General features: G+C 53.5%; 16 protein-coding genes, 1 tRNA gene and 2 pseudogenes. 14 read left to right on the top strand and 5 right to left on the bottom strand.

Features of this window, described 5'->3' with window-relative positions; translation table 11 throughout:
- Positions 1-99: 99 nt before the first annotated feature.
- Positions 100-4,104 (top strand): endo-1,4-beta-xylanase, encoded by a 4,005-nt coding sequence (locus AWJ19_RS30460; RefSeq protein WP_068729142.1) that lies wholly within the window; start codon positions 100-102, stop codon positions 4,102-4,104.
- Between the two features lie 75 nt (positions 4,105-4,179).
- Here the strand turns inward: AWJ19_RS30460 and AWJ19_RS30455 are convergent.
- Positions 4,180-4,253, bottom strand: a tRNA-Pro gene (locus tag AWJ19_RS30455).
- A 535-nt stretch (positions 4,254-4,788) separates the two neighbouring features.
- Here AWJ19_RS30455 and alaS point away from each other — a divergent pair.
- The 12 genes and pseudogenes from alaS to AWJ19_RS30400 all read left to right on the top strand — a co-directional run bounded on the left by alaS (position 4,789) and on the right by AWJ19_RS30400 (position 16,988).
- Positions 4,789-7,422 carry an alanine--tRNA ligase gene (gene alaS / locus AWJ19_RS30450; RefSeq protein WP_068729199.1) on the top strand — a complete coding sequence of 878 codons (2,634 nt, stop codon included), beginning with the start codon at positions 4,789-4,791 and terminating at the stop codon, positions 7,420-7,422.
- A 328-nt stretch (positions 7,423-7,750) separates the two neighbouring features.
- Entirely contained in the window at positions 7,751-8,026 is a 276-nt protein-coding gene (locus AWJ19_RS30445; protein WP_068729140.1) for an IreB family regulatory phosphoprotein, read from the top strand.
- The gene (gene ruvX, locus AWJ19_RS30440) at positions 8,026-8,442 is read left to right on the top strand and encodes a Holliday junction resolvase RuvX (protein ID WP_198536677.1); all 417 of its coding nucleotides are present in this window, start codon (positions 8,026-8,028) and stop codon (positions 8,440-8,442) included. Before AWJ19_RS30445 ends, ruvX begins: the two co-directional genes overlap by 1 nt.
- A gap of 13 nt (positions 8,443-8,455) precedes the next feature.
- A pseudogene (locus tag AWJ19_RS30435) lies at positions 8,456-8,763 on the top strand (DUF1292 domain-containing protein).
- Entirely contained in the window at positions 8,756-9,064 is a 309-nt protein-coding gene (locus AWJ19_RS30430) for a DUF1292 domain-containing protein (protein ID WP_068729137.1), read from the top strand. Before AWJ19_RS30435 ends, AWJ19_RS30430 begins: the two are co-directional and overlap by 8 nt.
- Positions 9,065-9,243: 179 nt before the next feature.
- Complete coding sequence (mltG, locus tag AWJ19_RS30425; RefSeq protein ID WP_241781943.1) at positions 9,244-10,293, top strand: endolytic transglycosylase MltG; 1,050 nt, start codon at positions 9,244-9,246, stop codon at positions 10,291-10,293.
- Between the two features lie 57 nt (positions 10,294-10,350).
- Entirely contained in the window at positions 10,351-11,283 is a 933-nt protein-coding gene (locus AWJ19_RS30420; protein ID WP_068729135.1) for a peptidase U32 family protein, read from the top strand.
- Between the two features lie 277 nt (positions 11,284-11,560).
- Positions 11,561-12,889: a U32 family peptidase gene (locus AWJ19_RS30415; protein ID WP_068729132.1), complete on the top strand. Its 1,329-nt coding sequence runs from the start codon at positions 11,561-11,563 to the stop codon at positions 12,887-12,889.
- A 253-nt stretch (positions 12,890-13,142) separates the two neighbouring features.
- Positions 13,143-15,197: a methyl-accepting chemotaxis protein gene (locus AWJ19_RS30410; protein ID WP_068729130.1), complete on the top strand. Its 2,055-nt coding sequence runs from the start codon at positions 13,143-13,145 to the stop codon at positions 15,195-15,197.
- Positions 15,185-15,352 (top strand): hypothetical protein, encoded by a 168-nt coding sequence (locus AWJ19_RS37045; RefSeq protein WP_241781942.1) that lies wholly within the window; start codon positions 15,185-15,187, stop codon positions 15,350-15,352. The genes AWJ19_RS30410 and AWJ19_RS37045 overlap by 13 nt, the downstream gene beginning before the upstream one ends.
- A 174-nt stretch (positions 15,353-15,526) precedes the next feature.
- Positions 15,527-16,591, top strand: coding sequence for a LacI family DNA-binding transcriptional regulator (locus tag AWJ19_RS30405; RefSeq protein ID WP_068729128.1), 1,065 nt, complete (start codon positions 15,527-15,529; stop codon positions 16,589-16,591).
- A 67-nt stretch (positions 16,592-16,658) separates the two neighbouring features.
- Positions 16,659-16,988, top strand: a complete 330-nt coding sequence (locus tag AWJ19_RS30400; protein ID WP_068729126.1) for a hypothetical protein — start codon at positions 16,659-16,661, stop codon at positions 16,986-16,988.
- Between the two features lie 104 nt (positions 16,989-17,092).
- Here AWJ19_RS30400 and AWJ19_RS30395 read toward each other — a convergent pair.
- The 4 genes and pseudogenes from AWJ19_RS30395 to AWJ19_RS30380 all read right to left on the bottom strand — a co-directional run bounded on the left by AWJ19_RS30395 (position 17,093) and on the right by AWJ19_RS30380 (position 21,048).
- Positions 17,093-17,515: pseudogene (locus AWJ19_RS30395) on the bottom strand (VOC family protein).
- 179 nt (positions 17,516-17,694) lie between these two features.
- Entirely contained in the window at positions 17,695-18,867 is a 1,173-nt protein-coding gene (locus AWJ19_RS30390; protein WP_068729124.1) for a glycosidase, read from the bottom strand.
- Positions 18,867-20,081: an AGE family epimerase/isomerase gene (locus tag AWJ19_RS30385; protein ID WP_068729122.1), complete on the bottom strand. Its 1,215-nt coding sequence runs from the start codon at positions 20,079-20,081 to the stop codon at positions 18,867-18,869. The genes AWJ19_RS30390 and AWJ19_RS30385 overlap by 1 nt, the downstream gene beginning before the upstream one ends.
- A gap of 10 nt (positions 20,082-20,091) precedes the next feature.
- Positions 20,092-21,048: a 1,4-beta-xylanase gene (locus tag AWJ19_RS30380; protein WP_068729121.1), complete on the bottom strand. Its 957-nt coding sequence runs from the start codon at positions 21,046-21,048 to the stop codon at positions 20,092-20,094.
- 291 nt (positions 21,049-21,339) lie between these two features.
- Here AWJ19_RS30380 and AWJ19_RS30375 point away from each other — a divergent pair, with 291 nt between their 5' ends.
- The gene (locus AWJ19_RS30375; RefSeq protein WP_198536674.1) at positions 21,340-23,403 is read left to right on the top strand and encodes a methyl-accepting chemotaxis protein; all 2,064 of its coding nucleotides are present in this window, start codon (positions 21,340-21,342) and stop codon (positions 23,401-23,403) included.
- Positions 23,404-23,481: the final 78 nt, after the last annotated feature.

Below are 23,481 nucleotides of genomic sequence, written 5' to 3'. Positions count from 1 at the left end.
GTGTGCTACGATTTTGCTTGAGAAAGGGGGCTGTTCGATTCCTTTTTGTAAGCGCTTAATCCAGTTGAATCCAAATTCATAAAAAGAGGAGTGCAGTGCATGAGTAGAACGTTCAAACGAATCTTCTCCACAGTATTAGCGGCAAGCCTGCTGCTGCCGCTTGGCTGGGTTGCTCCGGCAGCTCAGGCATCCCAGGCTGCAGAAGCAGCCCAAACGGAAGTGACAACCGTTTATCATGAAACCTTTGCGGGTGGGGCAGGTAAAGCCGGCCAATCCGGCGGGGCCAGCCTGGCAGCGGTTACCGGTATACCCTTCGACGGCAACGCCGATGGCGCAGCCCTGTATGTAAGCAACAGAGCGAACAACTGGGATGCTGCAGATTTTAAATTCAGCGACCTCGGACTCGTTAACGGGGAGACTTATACAGTGACTGCGCTTGTTTATGTTGACGCTGCTGTGGTCCTGCCTGACGGTGCAAAAGCTGCGCTGCAGACGGTTAACAGCTACGGTAACTATGCCGAAGCAGCTTATGAGGCGGGCAAGGCTGTTACGCTGATCAAAGAATTCACTGTAGACACATCCAAGGATCAGGCGCTGCGCATTAATTCCAACGAGGCCGGCAAAGCGGTTCCGTTCTATATCGGAGACGTTCTGATTACCGGTAAACCAGCCTCCGGCGGCGGGGAGGAGCCCGTAAGAGACCCGGCGCTGCCGTTCAATACGGTTACCTTTGAGGATCAGACAGCAGGCGGTTTCGCCGGCAGGTCGGGAAATGAGACGCTGACGGTGACGGATGAAGCGAACCATACCGCGGACGGCTCCTATGCCCTGAAGGTGGAAGGACGCACATCAACCTGGCACGGGCCAACGCTGCGTGTAGAGAAATATGTGGACAAAGGCAGCGAATATCTGATCTCCGCCTGGGTCAAGCTGATTGATCCGGCCAGTTCGCAGCTTCAGCTGTCTACACAGGTAGGCAACGGCAGCAGCGCTAATTATGTCGCACTCTCCCCCAAGACCATCAATGCTGCTGACGGGTGGGTCAAATTTGAGGGCAGCTACCGCTATAACAGCGTAGGCGGCGAGTACCTGACGATTTACGTGGAGAGCTCGAATAACGCTACAGCATCCTTTTACATTGACGATATCAGCTTTGAACATACGGGCACCGGTCCAATTGCGATCCAAAAGGATCTGGTTCCGCTGAAGGATGCCTACCGGGATGATTTTCTGATTGGGAACGCCATTACGGCCGAGGATCTGGAAGGGGTACGGCTGGAGCTGCTGGAGATGCATCATAACGCGGCTACGGCAGGCAATGCGATGAAGCCGGATGCGCTGCAGAATGTGAAGGGCGAGTTTACCTTTAGCGCAGCGGATGCGATGGTCGATAAGGTGCTGGCGGAAGGCATGCAGATGCACGGCCATGTTCTGGTCTGGCACCAGCAGTCGCCGGTGTGGATGAATACGTCCAAGGATGCGGAGGGCAATACCGTACCTTTGAGCAGGGAAGAAGCGCTTGTAAATCTGCGGACCCACATCCGTACCGTGATGGAGCATTTCGGGGATAAGGTGATCTCCTGGGATGTCGTGAATGAGGCGATGAATGACAACCCGGGGAATCCGGCCGACTGGGAGTCGTCGCTGCGCCAGGCCCCGTGGAAAACCGCAATCGGAGCAGATTACGTCGAGCAGGCTTTTCTGGCGGCGCGGGAAGTGCTGGATGAGCATCCGGAGTGGAACATCAAGCTCTATTACAATGACTACAATGAAGACAACCAGAATAAAGCCCAGGCCATCTATAACATGGTAAAAGCACTAAACGATAAGTATGCGCTTAATCATCCCGGCAAAAAGCTGATCGACGGTATCGGCATGCAGGCGCACTACAACGTTAACACCAATCCTGAGAATGTCAGACTGTCGCTGGAAAAATTCATCTCTCTTGGTGTTGAAGTAAGCGTCACGGAGCTTGATATTCAGGCGGGAAGCAACTATGAGCTGTCAGAAAAGCTGGCCGATGCCCAGGGTTATCTGTACGCCCAGCTTATGAGCCTCTACAAGGAGCATGCGGCGAATATTGCGCGGGTCACCTTCTGGGGGATGGATGACAATACGAGCTGGAGAGCATCATCCAATCCGCTGCTGTTCGACAAGAGCCTGCAGGCCAAGCCGGCATATTATGGCGTTATCGATCCGGTAAAATATATCGCCGGGCATCAGCCGGATACGACGGACGCTAATGTGTCTAATGCTGTTTATGGAACGCCGGTCATTGACGGTACAATAGATGCTCTCTGGACAGGTGTGCCCGAAATGCAAGTTAACCGTTACCAGCTGGCCTGGCAGGGGGCAAGCGGCATAGCCAAAGCAATGTGGGATGACCAGTATCTGTACGTGCTGGTTCAGGTCAGCGATGCGCAGCTGGATAAGGCGAGCGCGAATGTCTGGGAGCAGGATTCGGTTGAGATTTTCGTGGATCAGAATAACGGGAAAACCTCCTTCTACCAGGACGATGACGGGCAGTTCCGGGTCAATTTTGATAACGAAAGCACATTTAATCCCGACAGGATTGCGGCAGGATTCGCCTCTGCAACCAAAGTATCAGGGACCAACTACACGGTTGAAGTAAAAATACCGCTTACCGGCGTTACACCGGCCAACGCCAGGAAGCTCGGCTTCGACGTGCAGATCAATGACGCCAAGGATGGCGCGCGGCAAAGTGTAGCTGCATGGAATGATACCACCGGCAACGGGTATCAGGATACCTCAGTGTACGGCGTGCTTACGCTCACAGGTAAACCGGATGAGCCGGAAGTGACGCCTACTCCGACACCAACGGCAACACCAACACCGGCAGCAACTCCGGCGCCGGTTGCGATTCCCGGCGGCACCAGTAGCAGCCTTGCTACACCGGAGCCTGTCATCGTCGGGAACAGTGATGGTTCAGTGACACTCAAACCGGAGGTTACCGGTACCGGCGGCGGGGTTAAAGCGACTGTTTCTTCTGATAACCTGAAAAAAGCCCTTGCGCAGGCGAGCCCTGCTGCTGACGGCCGGAAACAGGTCATTATTGATGTGCCTAAGCAAGGGGATGCTGCTGCCTATGAATTACAGCTTCCTGCGCAAAGCCTGAAAGGGCAGGAAAGCTACAGGCTGCTGGTGAAGACGGCGGCAGCTGCGCTAGAGATTCCGGGCAATATACTGTCCGGTGCAGCAGCAGACGCTGACCTCATTTCAATCCATATAAAACAGGCTTCCAAGGATGGTTTGGATGCCAAAGCCCGCACGATTATTGGTGCAGGGCCGGTTATTGACCTGAGCCTGACGGCAGGCGGCAAAGCGTTTGCCTTGGGCAGCCCGGATACTCCGGTAAAAGTGTCCATCCCGTACACTCCTGCTGCGGCGCAGCTCGGCAATACCGCAGCCCTGATCGCCGGACAACTGGGCAGCACAGGCAGCCTGACGGCAATTCCGAACAGCCGCTATGACGCGGTCAGCAGATCGCTTGTGTTCCACATTGCCGGGGCCGGCTCTTATGCGCCAGCCTTTAACCCTGTAAGCTTCACTGATATAGAGAAGCTGGCCTGGGCCGAAGAGGGCGTCACCGCCTTGGCTGCCCGCGGCGTCGTGCAGGGAACGGCTGAAGGCAGCTTCTCTCCTGAAGCATCCGTGAAGCGGGCCGACTTCATCACGATGCTCGTGAGAGCGCTTGAGCTGAAGGGCACCGGCACGGCTGCCCCGGGCTTCGGCGATGTTCCAGCCGGAGCATATTATGGCAGTGATCTGGCCATTGCACAGCAGCTTGGCGTCATCACCGGTTACGCGGACGGTACCGTCCGTCCGGACAGTCCGATCACCCGCCAGGAGATGATGGTGATCGCAGCGCGGGCGCTGGCGGCAGCGGGTGCAGCTGCCACAGGCAGTGGCGGTAGCCTGGCTGCATATCCGGATGCCGCGCAAGTCGCCGGATATGCAGCTGACAGCGTATCGCTGCTGGTTGAAGCCGGCATTGTCGCCGGCAAGAACGGCCTGCTGGCCCCGGAAGATACACTGACCCGTGCGGAAGCGGCGGTCATTGTGTACCGGATTTGGGGGCTGTAGGCGCTTAAGCGAGAATAAAATAACAGAAGCCGCAGGTACTGAACCCTGCGGCTTCTGTTATTAACACAACATAAATCGAGACGACAGGATTTGAACCTGCGGCCTCTTGCTCCCGAAGCAAGCGCTCTACCAAGCTGAGCCACGTCTCGACATGAAGTTGAAATGCGTTGTTATACGTATAAAGTCTCTCAATATCCAGAATTATACTCCTGCGTATAGGCGCTGTAAATGATCTGTTTAAGACAGATTTGCGTCAGTTTTAAGGCGATCCAGCAGTCTGCAGCAGACAGCTCCGCCGTCAAACATTGACACAACCCCCGCCGCTGGCTATACTGGAAATGTTAAAATGCAAATCGGATAAAACATTGATGAAATGAAGTACGCCGGAGCATGGCTCCCCCAGAGAACGGGTTCCGTTACGGAGAATCGTAATGGCTGTGAGAACCCGGAAGACAGACCGGCGGAAAGCTGATTTCGGAGTGCGGGGAAATCCCGCCGGGGGCGCCCGTTAACAGCCGCGACAAGGCGATCGTCTGTAGTTGTCCGAGTGTTAATACACTGGTCAAGGCGATAACCAGGGTGGTACCGCGATAATCATCGTCCCTGAATTTATTCAGGGGCGTTTTTGTGTATTCCGGCGTAATTGCCGGATGCAGATTAATACTAAGACGGGGGCTGTACATGATGAAAGCAAGTGAAATCCGTTCCAAATGGCTGCAGTTTTTTGAGAGCAAAGGCCACAAAATCGAGCCAAGCGCATCGCTCGTTCCGCACAACGATCCTTCCCTTTTGTGGATCAACGCCGGTATGGCCCCGCTGAAGGCATACTTTGACGGACGCGAGATTCCTGAGAATCCGCGCCTGACCAACTCGCAGAAATGTATCCGTACCAATGACATCGAGAATGTCGGCAAAACGCGCCGCCACCATACGTTCTTTGAAATGCTCGGAAACTTTTCCATCGGCGATTATTTCAAGGAAGAAGCCATCACCTGGGCCTGGGAGTTCCTGACCGGCAAGGAGTGGATCGGCTTTGACGGCGACCGCATCTCGGTTACCGTATACGCTGAGGATGAAGAAGCATTCAAGCTGTGGAATGAAAAAGTAGGCCTGCCTGCTGAACGCATCATCAAGCTGGGCGACGAGAACTTCTGGGACATCGGCGAAGGCCCGTGCGGCCCTTGCTCGGAGATTTTCTATGACCGCGGCGAAGCTTACGGCAGTGACATGAGTGATCCGGAAATGTATCCGGGCGGTGAAAATGAACGTTGGCTGGAAGTGTGGAACCTCGTATTCTCCCAGTTCAACCACAACAAAGACGGCAGCTACACACCGCTTCCCAACAAGAACATTGATACCGGTGCGGGCTTGGAGCGTCTGGCTTCCATCCTGCAGGATGTAGACTCCAACTTTGACACCGACCTGTTCCAGCCGGTGATCCAGAAGACTGCCGGACTTGCCGGCGTGAAATACAAGGATAACCTGGAGCAGGATATCGCCCTGAAGGTGATTGCCGACCATATCCGTACTGTGACTTTCGCAGTAGGCGACGGCGTGCTTCCGTCCAATGAAGGCCGCGGATACATCATCCGCCGTCTGCTCCGCCGTGCAGTACGTTACGGAAAGAACCTTGGTCTTGACCGTCCGTTCCTCTTTGAGCTGACAGAAACCGTAGGCGAGGTTATGGGCGTGTACTACCCGTCCGTTGTGGAGAACCGCGAATATATCGCCAAAATCATCCGCACGGAAGAGGAGCGTTTCCACGAAACGCTGTCCGACGGCCTGGCTATTCTGGGTGAAATTTCGGCAAAAGCCAAGGCTGACGGCCTGAGCGTCATTGCCGGCGTCGATGCATTCAAGCTGTATGACACTTACGGCTTCCCGTTTGACCTGACAGAGGATTTTGCTTCCGAGCAAGGACTGACCGTGGACCGTGAAGGTTTCGATGCAGCGATGCAGGAGCAGCGCGACCGGGCAAGAGCAGCCCGCCAGGACAATGCCAGCATGAAAATCCAGGGCGGCGCCCTTGCCGATCTGACGGTTAAAAGTGAATTTATTGGATATAATGACACGGTAGCAGAGTCCAAAATCCTCGCTATTGTTGTAGACGGCGAGCTTGTGGATTCTGTCAGCGAAGGCGCCGAGTGCCAGGTGGTGCTGGAAGCGACTCCGTTCTACGCTGAAAGCGGCGGCCAGGTCAGCGATACCGGTCTTCTGACAGGCGGCTCCGTTACTGCCAAGGTTACAGGCCTGTTCAAGGCTCCGCACGGACAGCATGTACATCTGGTGACCGTGGAAGCCGGAGAACTGAAGACCGGCGAGAGCGTGCGTGCGGAAGTTAACCGTGAAATACGTGAAGACATCGTGAAGAACCATACGGCGACTCACCTGCTGCATAAGGCGCTGAAGGAAGTGCTCGGCGGTCATGTTAACCAGGCAGGGTCTCTGGTAGAAGGCGCACGCCTCCGTTTTGACTTCTCGCATTTCGGTGCCATTACACCGGAAGAGCTGAGCGATATTGAACACCGGGTGAATGCGCAGATCTGGCGCGGCCTGGATGTGGTCATTGAGAACAAGCCGATTGATGAAGCCAAAGCTATGGGCGCAATGGCACTCTTCGGCGAAAAATACGGCAACATCGTCCGTGTCGTACAGGTCGGCGATTACAGCCTTGAGCTGTGCGGCGGTATCCATGTCGGCAACACCTCGCAGATCGGAATCTTCAAGCTGGTCAGCGAGAGCGGCATCGGCTCCGGTGTACGCCGGATTGAGGCCGTGACCGGACGTTATGCTTACCAGTTCACCGAGAGCCAGCTTGATCTCCTGAAGCAGGCTGCCGGCTTGCTGAAATCCTCGCTGAATGACGTGCCTAAGCGGATTGAAGCACTGCATGCCCAGGTGCGCGAAGTATCCCGCGAGAACGAATCGCTGCAGTCGAAGCTGAGCGCCACCTTTGCCGCCGAGCTGACCGGCAGCGTGAAGACCGTAGGCGCCGGCACGCAGCTGCTGGCCGTTGCTGTCCAGGCAGGCAACATGGATGCACTGCGCTCCACGGCTGATGAACTGAAGGTAAAGCTGCCGGATGCCATTCTGGTACTCGGCGCTGCGATGGACGACAAGGTGAACTTTGTAGTCTCCGTGCCTCAGGCATTGGTCAAGCAAGGCTTCCACGCCGGCAAGCTGGTTAAGGAAGTTGCCGCAGTGTGCGGCGGCGGAGGCGGCGGACGTCCGGATATGGCGCAGGCCGGCGGCAAGGATGCTTCCAAGCTGTCCGAGGCACTGGCCAAAGCCGAGGAGCTCGTTGCTGCCCAGGCTTAAAGACTGAAGATGGCTGACTGCACAGACAGTTCCTTCATATGAATATGCCCAGCGTACTGAGTGCTTCATATCAGTACCGCTGCTTTATTGATGAGGCTGTGTGGTGCATTTTAGCGAAAATTCGCCTTAGAGGCCGTTCTGCAATAGCTTGAAAACCAAAATTATCTATATTTTTGTAGATAAAATGCCAAAAAAAGCGTTATCTCGGATAGAGGATTTCCAAGGCGGGGCATGAATATGTTATGATGAAGGCAGCAAGTGAGCTGTACAGCAGCAACTATGCGAAACCGCTCTCTGAGGGTGATTTTGCAGAAGGAAGGTGTCACAAATGGACTCCATGGACAAAACGGTTAAATTCAATGTGAAGGGCGACGAAAAGGAAGCTTCTTCCCAGGAAATTCTGCTCGCCGTATACGACGCGCTGGTGGAGAAAGAGTACCATCCGATTAACCAAATCGTAGGGTACTTACTTTCCGGAGATCCGGCTTACATTCCGCGCCACAACAATGCGAGAAGTTTGGTCCGGAGAAAAGAACGTGATGAGCTGATTGAGGAACTGGTCCGTTTCTACCTGGCCAATCACCGGGTGGATCAGCCGAGATGATGAAGAAGCTGGGACTGGATTACGGCGACCGCAGAATCGGAGTCGCCACAAGTGATATTTTCGGGTGGACCGCCCAGGCTCTGGAGACCATTGAACGCCGCGGAAACGGCAACGAGTTTGAACGTATCCGTGAGCTGGTCAAGGAGCATGAGATTGGAGAGATCGTGGTTGGCCTGCCGAAGAATATGAACGGCTCAGTTGGACCCCGCGGTGAAATCTGTATCGAATTTGCCGGTCAGCTGCGGGAGGAACTCGAAATACCCGTACACCTTTGGGATGAGCGTCTGACGACAGTGTCCGCCGAGCGGATGCTGATTGAAGGGGACGTCAGCCGGAAGAAACGCAAGGGGATTGTGGACAAAATGGCCGCAGCCCTGATTTTGCAAAATTTTTTGGATGCTAACAGTAAAAGGTGAGGGGTGCGCTATTATGACAAACGAACAGATTGGCCACGAAGAAGAACCGGAAATTATCTATATTCCCGATGAGGAAGGTAATGAAGAGGAATTTGAGGTCATCATGAAGTTTGAAGTCGACGGTTCGGATGCAAAGTATATGATGGTGGTACCGCTGGATTCCGAGGATGAGGACAGCGATGAGGTCTACGCATTCCGCTACGAGGAGACGGGGACGACCTGCAGCTCTTTATGATTGAGAATGATGAAGAGTGGGCAATCGTTGAAGAGACCTTCAATACACTTGTAGACGAGCTTGACGGGGGAGCAGAGAATGACTGATTTTTCCGCAGAACAAGCGGTCTGGACATCTAAGCTCAAGGAAGCCTATGGAGAAACAGTAGAACTGGAAGATGAGCAGGGCCGGTCTTCCGTTTACAATATTGTCGCCGAGTTTGAGGTCGGTGACCGCGCGTATGCGGTACTGGCCGGTTCGGGCAGGGAAGCGGAGCAGGAGATTCTGCGGATTGTGGTTTCGCCTGACGGTGTGCCGGAGCTGGAGAGTATCGTTGACGATGAAGAGTGGGAAGATGTTTCCGAGCTGTACGATGAGCTGACTTTTCCTGAAGAAGATACAGAATAAAGGCTGTTCACGATAAGCGATATCTATGCTGGGGCAAGGAAGAGGGCGGATTTATTTCCGCGCTCTTTTTGCTTGATAGGGCTGTAAAAATGGGGTTGCATGAAAATCACACAAAAATATATGTTGAATTTAAGATAATACAATTCTATACTATATAGTCGGAAAGTGAGGAGTTCCATTTGAAAGCAGCAATCCGCGCCGTGCTGATTATAGTCCTTGTGTTGGTCTTGGCAGCTGGGGGAGGCGCATGGTATGTCTGGAATGGAATGCAGCCGGTTAAGCCTGCAGGGCCGGCCGTTACGTTTACGATAGAGAAGGGAATGGGCAGCTCGGAAATTGCAGATCTGCTCGAAGAGAACGGTATTATCCGTAACGCTTTATTTTTCAAAGGTTATCTGAAGTGGGTTAAGGAAGGGTCAGGCTTTATGGCGGGTACATATACCGCAAGCCCCGGAGATACCTACGACAGTCTGATTGCCCGCCTGAATGCGGGAGATGTCGTGAAGGAGGAGACGGTGGTCTTCACCATTCCGGAAGGATATACGGCAAAGCAGGTGGCCGGCAAGCTGGCGGAGGCGTGGGGGCAGAAGCCTGAGGTTTTTCTTGAAATTATAGATTCTGGAGCAGGACTTGCTGCAGTTGACAGGCTGGAGATTCCTGCGGGCGGGGGTGTGCTGCACCGTCTTGAAGGATACTTGTTCCCTGAAACCTATGAGCTGCTCAAGGACAGCACGCCCCAGGAAGTTGTTGAGGCGCTGCTGGAGCAGCTGGAGAAGAAGCTGGACAGCATTCCCGACTGGAAAAATCAGCTGGCCGAGCGGAAAATGTCCCTGCATGAGCTGCTGACTGTGGCATCGCTGGTGGAACGTGAGGTTGTCGTCGACGATGAGCGGCCGCTGGTGGCCGGCGTTATTTATAACCGGCTGAATAAGGGCCAGAACCTGGAGATCGATGCTACGGTCCAGTATCTGCTGGACAAGCAAAAGGAACGGCTGCTGTACAAGGACCTGGAGGTTGAGAGCCCGTATAACACGTACAGAAATGCCGGCCTGCCGCCGGGGCCGATTGCAAGTCCCGGTCTGGCGTCGATTCAGGCGGCGCTTGCGCCTGAGGCATCGGAATATTACTTCTACGTGACCAAAAAAGACGGCACCCAGGGCCATCTTTTCGGTAAAACGTACGAGGAACATTTAGCCAATATCAAAAAAAGTGAACAAACTACGCCGTAACCTATTAAAATAGAGATTACTGCGGTTTGATGTACCGCAAGGGCAGGAGGATGCAACATGATGAACAAACCGGAGCTGCTGGTCACAGCGGCATCCCTGGAGGAAGCCCGTGCGCTGCTGAATGCAGGTGCGGACGCGCTGCTCATCGGAGACGACCGTTTCGGGATGCGGCTGGCCGGCCATTTTACGCTGGAGGATACAGCAGCTGTAATAGAACTGGCCCACGGCATGGGCCGCAAAGTATATGCGGGCCTGGGCGGACTGATGTCCAACCGGCTGCTGGATGAGCTTCCGGCATATGTTAAGGCGATCGGCCAGCTAGGCATCGACGGAATCGAATTCGGAGATCCTGCGGTGCTGTACGCCGTGAAGTCCGAAGCGCCGGAGCTGCGGCTGCACTGGAATGCCGAGATGACCTCGACAAATTACTATACGGCCAACTATTGGGGCCGCAAAGGGGCTTCGCGTGTCGTACTGGCCCGTGAGCTGAATATGGATGAAATTACCGAAATGGTGCCGCTGCTTGAGGTGGAAGCCCAGGTGCAGGTACACGGGATGACCAATATTTATCATTCCAAGCGCGGACTGGTAGCCAGCTATATGGCACACCAGGGACGTCCGGTCGAAGATGGTAATCTCGGCAAAGACCGCGGCCTGTTCCTGATTGAAGCAGAACGCCAGGAAGAGAAGTTCCCGATCTACGAGGATATCAACGGAACGCACATTATGAGCTCCGATGATGTCTGCATTCTGGAGGACCTGCATATCCTGCTGGCCGCCGGGGTGCACAGCCTGAAGATCGAAGGCCTGCTCAAGCCGGTTGCCTATAATGTGGCTGTTGTTAAAGCATTCCGCCATGCGGTTGACCTGTATTTCCAGGACCCGCAGGCTTATGAGTTTGATGAGTCGTGGATGGATGGAATCCGTGCGCTGCAGGACCCTGAGCGTGACCTGTCGTTCGGCTTCTTCTACAAAGAACAAGTCTATTAATTAATGTTTTTGGAAATAAAATAAGGCAATGATTCAGCCTCTTAAATAAGGTTTGAACCATTAACTTTCAGGTGTAGCGGCGGAAGGGAAGTTTGGAACTGTAGGAGCGATAGCGCTCGCCTTTATGTTTGGATTTCTACCGCGGCAGCGGATTAAAATCAGGAAATCCAAACATAACAGCGGCCGGAAGTCCAAACATTCCCTGCAGCTGCGTACAACACCGTAAAGCGGGGTTTAAGCTTTTTTAACAGCTGAAGATATGGAGGGGAGAACATCAATGGGTACCATGACCAAGCCCCAGTACAAGGGCAAACGTTACCGTCTGGACAAACCGGAGCTCCTGGCTCCGGCGGGTAACCTGGAAAAATTGAAATTCGCCGTGCACTATGGCGCGGATGCAGTATATATCGGAGGACAGAAATACGGCCTGCGCTCAGGGGCTGACAACTTCAGCTTCGAGGAAATGCGCGAGGGCGTTGAGTTCGCCAAGAAATACGGGGCAAAGGTGTTCGTTGCAACCAACATCTATGCCCACAACGAAGATATCGCCGGGATTGAAGAATATCTCCGCAACCTGCATGAGGCGGGAATCGCTGCTATTATCGTAGCCGATCCGGCTATTGTAGATACAGCACGCCGGCTGGTGCCTGAGCTGGAAGTGCATCTGAGCACCCAGCAGTCCACGCTGAACTGGCAGGCCGTATCCTTCTGGAAGGAAGAAGGTCTGCCGCGTGTCGTACTGGGCCGTGAAACCAGCCTGGAAGAGATTGCCGAGATCAAACAGCATGTCGACATCGAAATCGAAAGCTTCATTCACGGTGCGATGTGCTCCTCGTATTCCGGCCGCTGCGTGCTGTCCAACCATTTTACAGACCGCGACTCCAACCGCGGGGGCTGCTGCCAATCCTGCCGCTGGAAGTATGACCTGTTCGAGGACGGCCGTCCGGAAGGAAACTGGGTATCGGAAGAGGATCAGGCAGAGGCTGCCCCGCCGCAGCATCTTTTGCCGGGAGTGACCCAGCTGCCTCTGCATCAGCCGGAGGACAACCAGTTCACCATGGGCTCCAAGGATCTGTGCATGCTGGAGAGCATTCCTGACCTGATCGAAGTCGGCATTGACAGCTTCAAAATCGAGGGCCGGATGAAGTCGATCCACTATGTTGCCACAGTAGTCAACGCCTACCGCAAGGCGATAGATGCCTATATGGCTGATCCGGACAATTACGTGCTGAATCCGGAATGGCTGGAGGAGCTTCAGAAAGCGGCGAACCGTCCGCTGAACACAGGGTTCTTTTACGATACACCGGACCATGAAGATCATATTTATGAACCTGAGGAAAAAGCGGCGCCGTATGATTTTGCAGGCCTTGTTCTTGAGTATGATGCAGACACCGGCATGGCACTGATCCAGCAGCGCAACCACTTCAAGCCCGGACAGGAAGTGGAGTTCTTCGGGCCGGACATCACCAGCTTCAAGCAGACTGTAGGCGAGCTGTGGGATGAAGAAGGGAACAAGCTTGATGCTGCCCGTCATCCGCTCCAAAAGATCCGTATGAAGGTTGATCATCCGGTTGCTTATTTTGATATGATGCGCAAAAGAAAATAACAGCTTAGGCTTAAATGAAGGATGCCTCGTATGCGGGGTATCCTTTTTTTATATGTAAACAAAATGTGGAAAGAGATTATAAAATATAAAAAAAATTCTCAGGTTATTTCTCGTGAAGCCTAAGCAATTCGTCCTAATTAGCCGATACATATAGTGAACGCTTACATACATCCTCTATTCTAGCTGGCAGGTGATTGTATGGGGAATTCCAGACAGAAGAACAGAGAGAAACCAGAAGGGGAGAAGGGTCAAAGTGAGAGAGAACAAACAAAAACCAGGCAAAGAGCAGAAAGCAAAACCAGGTCTTGCAGGGGATAACAAGGCACCTGGTAAAGGCAAGAGTAAAGTAAAGATGCCGGAACTGAGCTTCAAAGGGGTAATGAACGGCTCACTCCGTCAAGTAAAAAGGGTAAATCCGGTAAAATCAGTAGGCGTCAAGCTGTTTTTGATTTTTCTGTCAGCGATTGTAGTTGTAGTACTCCTTCTCGGTCTATTGTCTTATAACAAAGCCAAGACGACGATTAAAGATAATGTGTCAGAGGCGAACAGGCAGACTATTCTGCAGACCTCGGACAAGCTGGATATTATGCTCAACCAGTACGAGAATCTTGCGCTTCAATTATACTTTGATACCAAAATGCAAACCGATTTGACCGCACTGGTGTCCGCTGAGTCTAATTATGATAAATTCGTCGCCACGGATTCAATCAGCAAGAAGCTGTCCAGCCAGACGACAACGGACTCCAATATTGTGGCGATTTCACTGATTCCGACTGAACCGGAAGAAAGTGTTATCTCAAGCGGCAATTCCAGTCTGAAGATGGACGGAATCAGAGATCAGGACTGGTTCAAGACAGTGGTCGAACGGACTAAAGAATATACCGCTTACTATACAAAAGATGGCGAGTCGCTGCAGAATTACTGGTTCTCAACGGCAGTGCAAGGAAACGGCGGCAAGAATGTCGCTATGGTAAGATCACTGAAAACAATGGGATCCGGCTCAGGCTTTGTCATGATGCTGGAGCTGAAAAACACACTGCTTGAGGATGCCTTCAAAAGTGTGTCGCTGGGCGACGGATCGCGAATTCAGCTGGTTGATCCGGAAGGGATTGTAGTTGCATCTTCCGTTCCGGCTGATGACGGTGCGGCTTCGGAATTCAGCTTCATTAAGGACAGCAAGGATGCGACGAACAGCCGGGAGGCCAAGGACGGGGACGGCCAAGATGTGCTGGCTGTATTCGGAACACTGACCAAGGCGGACTGGAAGCTGAGCGGAGTCATTCCGACAGGCGAACTGGTAAAAGCCGCAGAGCCGATTCTGTTTACTACCTATATGGCCGCGCTTGTAGCAGCTCTGCTTGCTGTAGTGCTGGGCTTCTGGATGGTGCGGATGATCGCCCAGCCTCTAGCCCGTCTCAAGGATCTGATGGTCGAAGGGGCCAAAGGCGATCTCAGTGTCCGTACCGAATATGCATCCAAGGATGAAATCGGCCAGTTGTCCTCATCGTTTAATGTGATGATGGAACGGATTACCGAACTGGTGGCCCAGACCACGGATACAGCACGTGAGGTACTGGAGACTGCCGGCGAGCTTGGCGATGCCTCACGCAAAACGGCTGTTTCGGCCAAGGAAATTGCTGCAGCTACGGAAGAGATAGCCGGAGGTGCCGGCAGCCTTGCACTGGAAGCTGAGCGCGGGAATGAGCTGACCGATCTGATCGGTACACAGATGCAGAGTGTCATTGCAGCAAATGCGGCGATGGACGAGGCTGCGCACACAGTCGGTGAAGCCAGCGGACATGGAGCAAAGCAGCTAGGGGAGCTGCTGGAGAAGACCGGTCTGATCGGCGAGAAGACAGGTGCCCTGGTTACCCGTGTCAACAATCTCAAGGATACGGTATACTCGGTCGTTAAAGTGCTGGACGTGATGAAGAATATAACCCAGCAGACTAATATACTGTCCCTGAACGCAACCATTGAAGCGGCAAGAGCCGGTGAAGCGGGCCGCGGATTTATGGTGGTTGCAGGTGAAGTCCGGCAGCTGGCCGACCAATCCAAGCAGTCCATTGCCCTTGTGGCCGGCATCATTGATAATATCGTTACTGAAATGAACGGAACGGTGGAGGAGCTGTCCGAAGTGGAGCCGCTCTTCAAAGAGCAGATGACCTCAGTCAAAAGCACCAGTGATATTTTTGTATCCGTGCAGGCGCAGATGGAGGATTTCATTGCCAGTCTCGAGTCCGTTACCAGTGCGATCGCAGTCTCAGCCATTCGCAGGGTGTGCTGTCTGACGCAATGGGCAACGTAAGTGCAGTAGCACAGCAATCCTCGGCTACTTCAGAGGAAGTGGCGTCATTAAGCAGCGAGCAGCAGAATGTGAGCGATCAGCTCGTATCCCTGTCCGGCAAGCTTGAGGTGGCCTCGAATCAGCTGAAGGACAAGCTGTCCTTGTTCACTATTTAAAATTGGCCGGCAGTCTGTTGGTCTTCATATTGTAGAGTCAGGCCGGTTCTTCCTCAGCGGAGAGCCGGCCTGTTCATTTGTGAGGGGCTTTTTCTTGTGTATCCCGAAAAGGACAAGTATAATTATTTTGTTAGGTAAATGTTATGATAACGGAATTTATTTGGAGGAATATAAGTGGCTAAAAAGATAACGATGCAAAAAATCGCCGACCATCTCGGGGTTTCTAAATTTGTCGTTTCCAAGTCCCTGTCCGGCAAAGAGGGCGTCAATGAAACGACCCGGGAACGGGTGATTCAGGCTGCTTCACAGCTTGGTTATTTTACGCAAAAGAACGCCTATATGCAAAATGCAAAACGCTCGACCCAAACGTCTGCCGGTGACCGCAATAAACAGTCGGTCCTGGTGCTGATGCCCAATATCCGTTCGCAGACACAGGATTCGCTGTACTGGGGTAAAATTGTTGACGGGATCGCCCTCGCTTTGGATGAGCAGGGTCTTGGAATGGTAATTGTCTCCGAGCACCGTGCAGACAACTTTGTGAATATCCTGAATCCCGGCGGCCTGCTTGGTCTGGTCGGTGTAGGCACGATCTCAACCTCGCTGCTGCTGGAGGTGCACCGGATCGGTCTGCCCATGGTACTTATTGACCATGAGGATCCGCTCATTCCAAGCGATACCGTATTTGCGAACAATATGGATTCCATGTCCAGGCTGACCAATCATCTGCTCGGAATCGGCCATACGCACCAGCATTTTATCGGTCCGATCCGTTATTCACGCAGCTTCAGGGACCGCTGGATCGGGTTCCGCAGTTCGCTGGAGGAGGGCGGGCTACAGCCCCAGTCCGGTGACGACGAGCTGCTGCTGCAGGAAGGGATGGACGCGATCATCCTGCACGAAGAATTCAAGCAGTGGCTGCTGAAGCGTAAAAAAGCAAATCAGCTGCCAACCGCGCTGCTGTGCGGCAATGATTTTATTGCGCTCACTGTCTGCAATGTGCTCCGGGAGGAGGGCTTGTCCGTGCCGGAGGATATTTCTGTGACCGGCTTTGACAATATTGATGATGCCGCCAGAGGCATTCCGCCGCTCACCACGGTCCATGTGCCCAAAGAAGCGATGGGCCGCGCTGCCGTAGAGAAGCTGCTGAGCCGGATCAACAGCCCTTCTTCGCCGCTGGAGAAGATTCTGATCGCTGCCGACATCGTCCACCGGGATTCGGTGGCCGGGCCGCGCAGCTGAGCTAGGGTTGGACTGAAGCCAAGTACGGTGTCCACTAATAAAAAATCGAAACTGGAGTGAACTACTCATGAGTTATGATGTACATATTACCCGGGCGGAACGCTGGACGGAGAGCGGCAGTAACCCGATTTCACTGGAAGAGGCGAAAGCCTATTTTGCCGGTCAGGAGGACTTTGAGTACAGCAGCGGTCTTTCGGTGCAAGGTCCGTTTGGAACGCTGGCGATTGGCGGAGACTTTTTTAACTGGCTGGCGGAAGAGGACGAACAAATCCCCTTTAAACATACAGATGGACGGTTTACAGTAGCGGGTGCGGATGATTTTGTAATTGAGAAAATGATCGAGGTTGCTGCCGGATTAGGCGCTAAAGTACAGGGGGATGAGGGGGAGGTTTATTAGTTTCGGCAAAGGTTAATCTATGCCGCCGGGCAGCTGCTAATTAACCTGCAGACGCAGCCTGCCCGGGGCAGCCGATCAGTTTTTTTTTCCGGGCCAGGCCATACTTACTCTGGCATCTCCCAGGCATGATTCCAGGCGACCTCCCATAAATGGCCGTCAGGGTCCTGAAAATAGCCCGCATACCCGCCATAGAAGGTGTCATGGGCAGGTACGGTTATAGCTGCGCCAGCCTACCGCACCTCTGCCATAAGCTGATCCACTTCTTCACGGCTGCCTACATTGTGGGCCAGTGAAAATTCCGTCGGACTGGCTGGAGTCTGCGGAAGCCGGCTGTCGTGGGCTAGATCCCTGCGCTTCCAGATGGCCAGCCTGAGGCCGCCCTCCAGCTCAAAAAAAGCAACTGCACCGTGCTCGAACTCCGTTCCGATAATTCCCTCAGTCGGTAGCCCCAGCCCGTCCCGATAAAACTTGAGCGACCGCTCCAGATCGTCTGCTCCCAGTGTGATAACTGAAATCCGCGGTTTCATCTTCTATTCCTCCTCCCTTGTTGCGCAAAAAAAGCTTTGCTCTCATTGTACCCTGTTAATAAAACAGGAAAACATCCCGCGCTGATCGGATATCCGTTTTCAAGTGATAACAAAAGGCGGGTGCGGCAGGAACAATCAAGTTCTCCCGGCACCCGCCTCTTTGCTGTATGGCGGATAAGTTATAACTGCAAATTACGGTCGATCAATGCGATACGCTGCTGAACGCAGGCATAGGAGCGCAGCGGATCTTCCGGTGTGTTCAGTACATAGTCGAGCATCTGGTCGACTGTAGTGGTTGCGACATGCACGCGGGTGTCGGAGGAGGCGTAGTAGATATAGATCTCCCCGTTGTCACGGGCGATTACGCCGTTGCAGAACACTACGTTAGAGACATCCCCTACGCGTTCTTCCCCGTCCGGTGCGATGAAGTGGCCTCCCGGAGCATGGGTGACCTTGTTCGGCTCATTTAGGTCAGACAGGAAGACATAGAGCACATAGCGCAGGCCGGCAGCAGTATTGCGCACGCCGTGGGCGATATGAAGCCAGCCGCGCGGGGTTTTGATTGGAGCCGGGCCCTGGCCGTTCTTCACTTCCTTGACCGTATGATAATAACGCTGGTCGATGATTGTCTCGCTACCGATTACCGCGTTCTCTATGGTGTCAGACAGGCCCCAGCCGATGCCGCCGCCGGAACCGGCGTCGATGAAGCCATCCTGAGGACGGGTGTAGAAGGCATACTTGCCGTCTACAAACTCGGGATGCAGCACGACATTGCGCTGCTGGGCAGAGCCGGTTTTCAGGTCGGCCAGGCGCTCCCAGCTCTTCAGGTCTCTGGTGCGGGCGATGCCGCACTGTGCCACTGCGCTGGACAGGTCGCCATGCGGGGCATCCGGGTCCTTGCGCTCGGTGCAGAACAGGCCATAGATCCAGCCGTCCTCATGCTTGGTAAGGCGCATATCATAGACGTTGACGTCAGGCTCTTCCGTCTCAGGCAGGACAACCGGATGATCCCAGAACCGGAAGCCGTCCACTCCGCTGTCACTCTCGGCGACGGCGAAGAACGACTTGCGGTCGTTACCTTCAACACGGGCAATAATGTAGAATTTGCCGTCCAGCTCGATTGCCCCGGGATTAAACACGCCGTTTACGCCAATCCGTTCGGCGAAGTAGGGGTTAGTCTCTGGATTGAAATCATAACGCCAGATCAGCGGAGCATGCTCTGCAGTCAGCAGCGGGTAGCGGTAGCGGTCGTAAATCCCGTTGCCGTAAGGCAGCTTTTCATTGGTACGGGTGATCAGCGCCTCATAGCGCTGTGTCAGCTGTGCTTTGCGTTCTTCGAATAATGCTGTCATTAATGAGTCTCCTTTACAGCAGCCTGCAGCCTTCCGATCATCTCAAAGCAGGCTCTGCCGTTATGATAAGGGCACTTCCAGGCACTAACCTTGGGAGCATGGGCGAGGGGCTGCAGATGCTCATCTACCGCCCAGTACCATTCACCAAGCTCGTGGTCAACAATGTGACGGTCGATGAACGTCCATACCGCTGCAGAAGCATCCAGGAAACGGGTATCCTGTGTAAGCTGATAAGCATTATAGAAGCCTACCATTGCTTCCGCCTGTGGCCACCAGTCTTTTTCTTCGTTTAGAAGGCCGTTCTTGTCAGCCTCGTTCCAGATGCCGCCGTCCTTGTCAATGCCTTCGGCCAGCACAGCTTCAGCCATAGTAACGGCAACCTTGCGAACACGCTCCAGCAGCGCTTCATCGCCCAGCACCTCTGCAGCCTCTACCAGCAGCCAGCTGCCCTCAATATCGTGGCCGTAGGAGGTAATGTCTGATTTTACATGCCACTCTTCATCCATGAACAAGTGGAAGTGCTGGTCCTGATCATCAATAATGTGGACAAGCATCGTATCGATCAGCTCGGCCAGCTTCACCCGCAGCTCCTCGGACTTCCACACCCGGTAGAGGCCGGTATAGCCTTCAAGGACATGGAGGTGGGTATTCATTGATTTCTTCTCATTCATATCCTTGTCGCTGAGCGACAGTTCATCTGTAACCTCCCATTCGCGGGAGAGGGCTTCAATATATCCTTTATAAAGAGAATCATAGCTGTACTTCTCCAAAACCCGGAATATCTCTACAGCGTGATTCAGTGCTTCCTCATTGCCGGTGGCATGATGGAATTCAGCCAAAGCATAGATGGCAAAAGCCTGGCCATATACCTGCTTCTTGGACTGGGAAGGAGCACCCGAAGCGTCCACCATCCAGTACAGCCCGCCGTATTCCTTATCCAGGAAATGCTCCAGCAGGTAATGGTAGGCCCGTTCGGCCATACCCAGGTATTCAGCCGACCCATAGGTCCGGTAAGCTGTCGCAAAGGTCCAGAGAATCCGCGCATTAAGCACCAGGCTCTTCTCGGCTCCGGGAATAACCTTCATTTGATTGTCGATCTCGCCGACGAACCCGCCGTGCTCCTCATCCAGCGTATGCTTCATCCAGAAGCCGAGGATATTGTTCTGCAGCTCATTCTCAAGTGCGCCAAGCCAAGTTTCAGTTGTTATTGTCATGTTGTAACGTTCACTCCTCACTATTTATTTTGGATGTAAAATATTCCTTGATAACCGGTGCAGCCGCCTTGCCGTACATGCAGTAATCATCATTCTCTGCCGCTTCCTCCAGCGGGTAGAGCTCAGCCGGCCAGTCCCAGAGCATAAATCCCTGAACCCAGCCGCGTTTTTCGCTTGCACCGAACATCGCCCGGTAGAACCGGAGCTGCTCCTCCTGATCGGGCCCGCCCGGCAGGGACCAGTCATTGGGGATGGCTGCGCTTCCGCTGCGGCTAGGACAGCCGGCTTCCATGAAGAAGAAAGGCTTGCCGTACGCTTTTACCACCGCTTCAATTCTGTCCAGCTGCTCTTCCCAGTCTGTTTCAGGATAATAACCGCTGGAGGAGATTACATCGAGCGCATCCCACCAGGTCACATTGTCCTCCTGATACTTGTCGCAATTGTAGGTCAGTACACCGGTGTATACCTTGCGGACTTCCGCAATCAGTGTGCGCCATTCGGCTGCACGCCGGTCCGTCTGCACCATTTCACAGCCGATACAGAACATTTCACAGCCGGTTTCCTCGGCAATCGCAGCATAATGCAGGATAAAGGCGGTATAAGAGCGGAACCAGTCTGACCACTTGGGCTCACAGGGAACATCCTTGTCGAAGAAATTGATATGAGCCCGCCATGTCCCGTCAGAGCAGTTGACAATCGGTTTCAGACAGACCTTTAAGCCAAGTGACTTGGCCTTACGGATTGCCCATAGCACTTCATCATCAGTCACCGTCGGCGCGTCCTGGTAAGGGATAGCAGTGGACTGGGCAGTAGCCTGAAAAGCGCTGAAGGCTATAGCCGTCCAGCTGGCTCCCGTAACCGATTTCATAAGTTCCATTGAGGCCCCGGCAGCCTCTGTTGCCCACGTTCCCCGTTTGCCCATGAAACCCCAGGTAACGCCTCCGACATATTCATTAAGCCGTGACATTTGCAACCCCCGCTTTGCTAATTTTATGATCATGGAAAGATAACGGATTTAATTTTGTTATTGTTAGTTAGTTAAAATTAAATAACAAAATCAATACAATTTAGTTATAACCCTTTTCGGAGGTGATTTCAAGAGGGGAAACTGATGAAACGGGGTGGGGATTCCGATCATTTCAAGAATCTTCGACACCATTCGCCTGATAGAACAAAATCACAGCAACTGTAAGCTTAATCGTTTATGATTAAATGCGGTTATGTGCAAATGATAATAAAGATTCGGCGGTGGTTTTTTGTGAGTAAATCAAGAGCAGGCAGCAGTGGATTGGCCCGGCTGCTTCCATCCAGATCGCTGGGAACGCGGCTATTCCTGGTGTTTTTCATCACCACTATGGGAATAGTGCTGGCACTTGGCTATACCTCGTACTCTGTAGCTAAACATACGATTGAAACTAATGCTCTGGCAGCTAACGAACAGACCGTTCAGCAGACGGCTGAGAAGCTGGATGTTATTCTGCTGCGTTTTGAGGACAGGCTGGGTGAGCTGTTTTACAACGAGACGATTGTGCAGGCTGTCCAGTCTGGAACGTCGTCATCCGACAATGGGACGCGGGAGGCAGCGGCTGCACGGATCCAGGCAGTTCTGGACCAGTGGCTCAATGCAGCCGGTAATATGCAGGCTGTATATCTTGTTCCGCTGGATGAGAGCCTGCCGGTTCTGGCTTCCGGAGCGGCTGATAACACATTTATTGAAGGAATACGGGGCAACGACTGGTTCAGCCAGCTGCAAAAGCAGCCCCAGAGTGTATGGATTACACAGGCTGTGAAGCAAGGGGAGAATGCGGGGGTCTTTCACTTTGCCAAATCGGTTAGCAGTAACTCCGGGAACGCAGGTTATATTGCAGTTTGTGATATCAAGACTGCCGATATCGAGAACCAGCTAAGCAAGGTTAGCCTGGGTGCGGATTCCTACATTCAGCTGCTGACAAGCAAAGATGAGCTCATTGCTACCTCACAGCATCAGGAGGCGGATTCTTATCTGCGCCTGGGCGGAACACTGTTCAATGGCCTGAGTCAGGCATCAGGCTCGCTGCCGACCAAGGATGAGCAGGGCAAATCCATTCTGGCGGTGTACGGCACACTGGCAAGCTCGGGATGGAGGGTTCTGGGCGTAGTCCCCGCGGACAATCTGACTAAGGAAGCCGGGCGTATCCTGAATACCACATATATTGCTGTTGCAGCCGCCGGCGTTATTGCCGTTTTAATCGGCTTCTGGATGATGCGGATGGTTTCGGGACCGCTGAACCGGCTGAAAACGCTGATGTTCCAGGGAGCGGAGGGAGACCTCAGGGTACGCACCCAAGTAACGTCACGGGACGAAATCGGCCAGCTCTCCGGCTCCTTTAATATGATGATGGAACGGATTAATGAGCTTGTAGTACATACGAATGAAACCGCCCGTGAAGTGCTTGAGACGGCAGACGCTCTGGGCGAAGCGTCACGCAAGACGGCGATGGCGGCCCGGGATATCGCTTCCGCAACGGAGGAGATTGCCGGCGGAGCCGGCAGTCTGGCGCTTGAAGCCGACCGGGGTAATGAAATGACGGAGCGGATATCCGGCCAGACAGCCCTGGTTATCTCTGCAGCACAGGAAATGAGCAGCACGGCACACAGTGTCGGGCAATCGAGCCAGGAGGGAGTTGCCAGGCTGCAGGAACTCCTGGACAGAACAGGTAGCACCGGCAGAATGACCGGTACCCTGGTGGAGAAGGTGAACGAGCTGCAGGAGACGGCATCCTCGGTCATCAAAGTGCTGGATGTCATGCAGAATATCACGCAGCAGACGAATATTCTGTCGCTGAATGCCACTATCGAAGCAGCGCGTGCAGGCGAGGCGGGCAGCGGCTTCATGGTGGTGGCCGATGAAATCCGCCAGCTTGCCGACCAGTCCAAGCGCTCGATTGCCCTGGTCGCGGAAACTACCGACACGATTATTAAGGATATCAATGAGACGGTGAACGCCTTGTCTCAAGTAGCCCCGCTCTTTACGGAACAGATGGCCTCGGTCCGGGATACAAGTGAAATTTTTGTATCGGTACAGGAGCGGATGAACCAGTTCATAGCGAGCCTGGATTCCGTCTCGGATTCCATCGCCGGATTAAGCCAGTCTCAAAGAGGTTTGTCAGAGACGATCGGGAACGTCAGCTCGTTTGCCGAGGAATCCTCTGCGGCCTCCGAAGAGGTTGCCTCTCTCAGTGGTGAACAGCAGAATGTGAGTGATTATCTGGTTGAGCTTTCAGGTAAGCTGGAGAATGCTTCTCTCCGGCTCAAGGAGCGGCTGTCCAGGTTCAACGTATAGAATGACTATTATTAGCCGTACTGTCCATTGGGATGGTACGGATTTTTTATTTCGCTGATGCAGGGTTATGTAATTTAT

It is taken from the genome of Paenibacillus sp. DMB5 (assembly GCF_001517085.1).
GTDB lineage: Bacteria > Bacillota > Bacilli > Paenibacillales > Paenibacillaceae > Paenibacillus_AQ.
The sequence above is the reverse complement of the archived record's forward strand: the minus strand, read 5'-3'. Positions and strand labels throughout refer to the sequence as shown.

Excerpts from the sequence above, each read along its gene's own strand:
- ruvX (WP_198536677.1), top strand. The coding sequence starts at position 8,026 with ATGAAGAAGCTGGGACTGGATTACGGCGACCGCAGAATCGGAGTCGCC.
- AWJ19_RS30380 (WP_068729121.1), bottom strand. The coding sequence starts at position 21,048 with ATGTCACGGCTTAATGAATATGTCGGAGGCGTTACCTGGGGTTTCATG.
- AWJ19_RS37045 (WP_241781942.1), top strand. The coding sequence starts at position 15,185 with ATGGGCAACGTAAGTGCAGTAGCACAGCAATCCTCGGCTACTTCAGAG.
- AWJ19_RS30445 (WP_068729140.1), top strand. The coding sequence starts at position 7,751 with ATGGACTCCATGGACAAAACGGTTAAATTCAATGTGAAGGGCGACGAA.
- AWJ19_RS30420 (WP_068729135.1), top strand. The coding sequence starts at position 10,351 with ATGATGAACAAACCGGAGCTGCTGGTCACAGCGGCATCCCTGGAGGAA.
- AWJ19_RS30430 (WP_068729137.1), top strand. The coding sequence starts at position 8,756 with ATGACTGATTTTTCCGCAGAACAAGCGGTCTGGACATCTAAGCTCAAG.
- alaS (WP_068729199.1), top strand. The coding sequence starts at position 4,789 with ATGAAAGCAAGTGAAATCCGTTCCAAATGGCTGCAGTTTTTTGAGAGC.
- AWJ19_RS30390 (WP_068729124.1), bottom strand. The coding sequence starts at position 18,867 with ATGACAGCATTATTCGAAGAACGCAAAGCACAGCTGACACAGCGCTAT.
- AWJ19_RS30400 (WP_068729126.1), top strand. The coding sequence starts at position 16,659 with ATGAGTTATGATGTACATATTACCCGGGCGGAACGCTGGACGGAGAGC.
- AWJ19_RS30385 (WP_068729122.1), bottom strand. The coding sequence starts at position 20,081 with ATGACAATAACAACTGAAACTTGGCTTGGCGCACTTGAGAATGAGCTG.
- AWJ19_RS30460 (WP_068729142.1), top strand. The coding sequence starts at position 100 with ATGAGTAGAACGTTCAAACGAATCTTCTCCACAGTATTAGCGGCAAGC.
- AWJ19_RS30415 (WP_068729132.1), top strand. The coding sequence starts at position 11,561 with ATGGGTACCATGACCAAGCCCCAGTACAAGGGCAAACGTTACCGTCTG.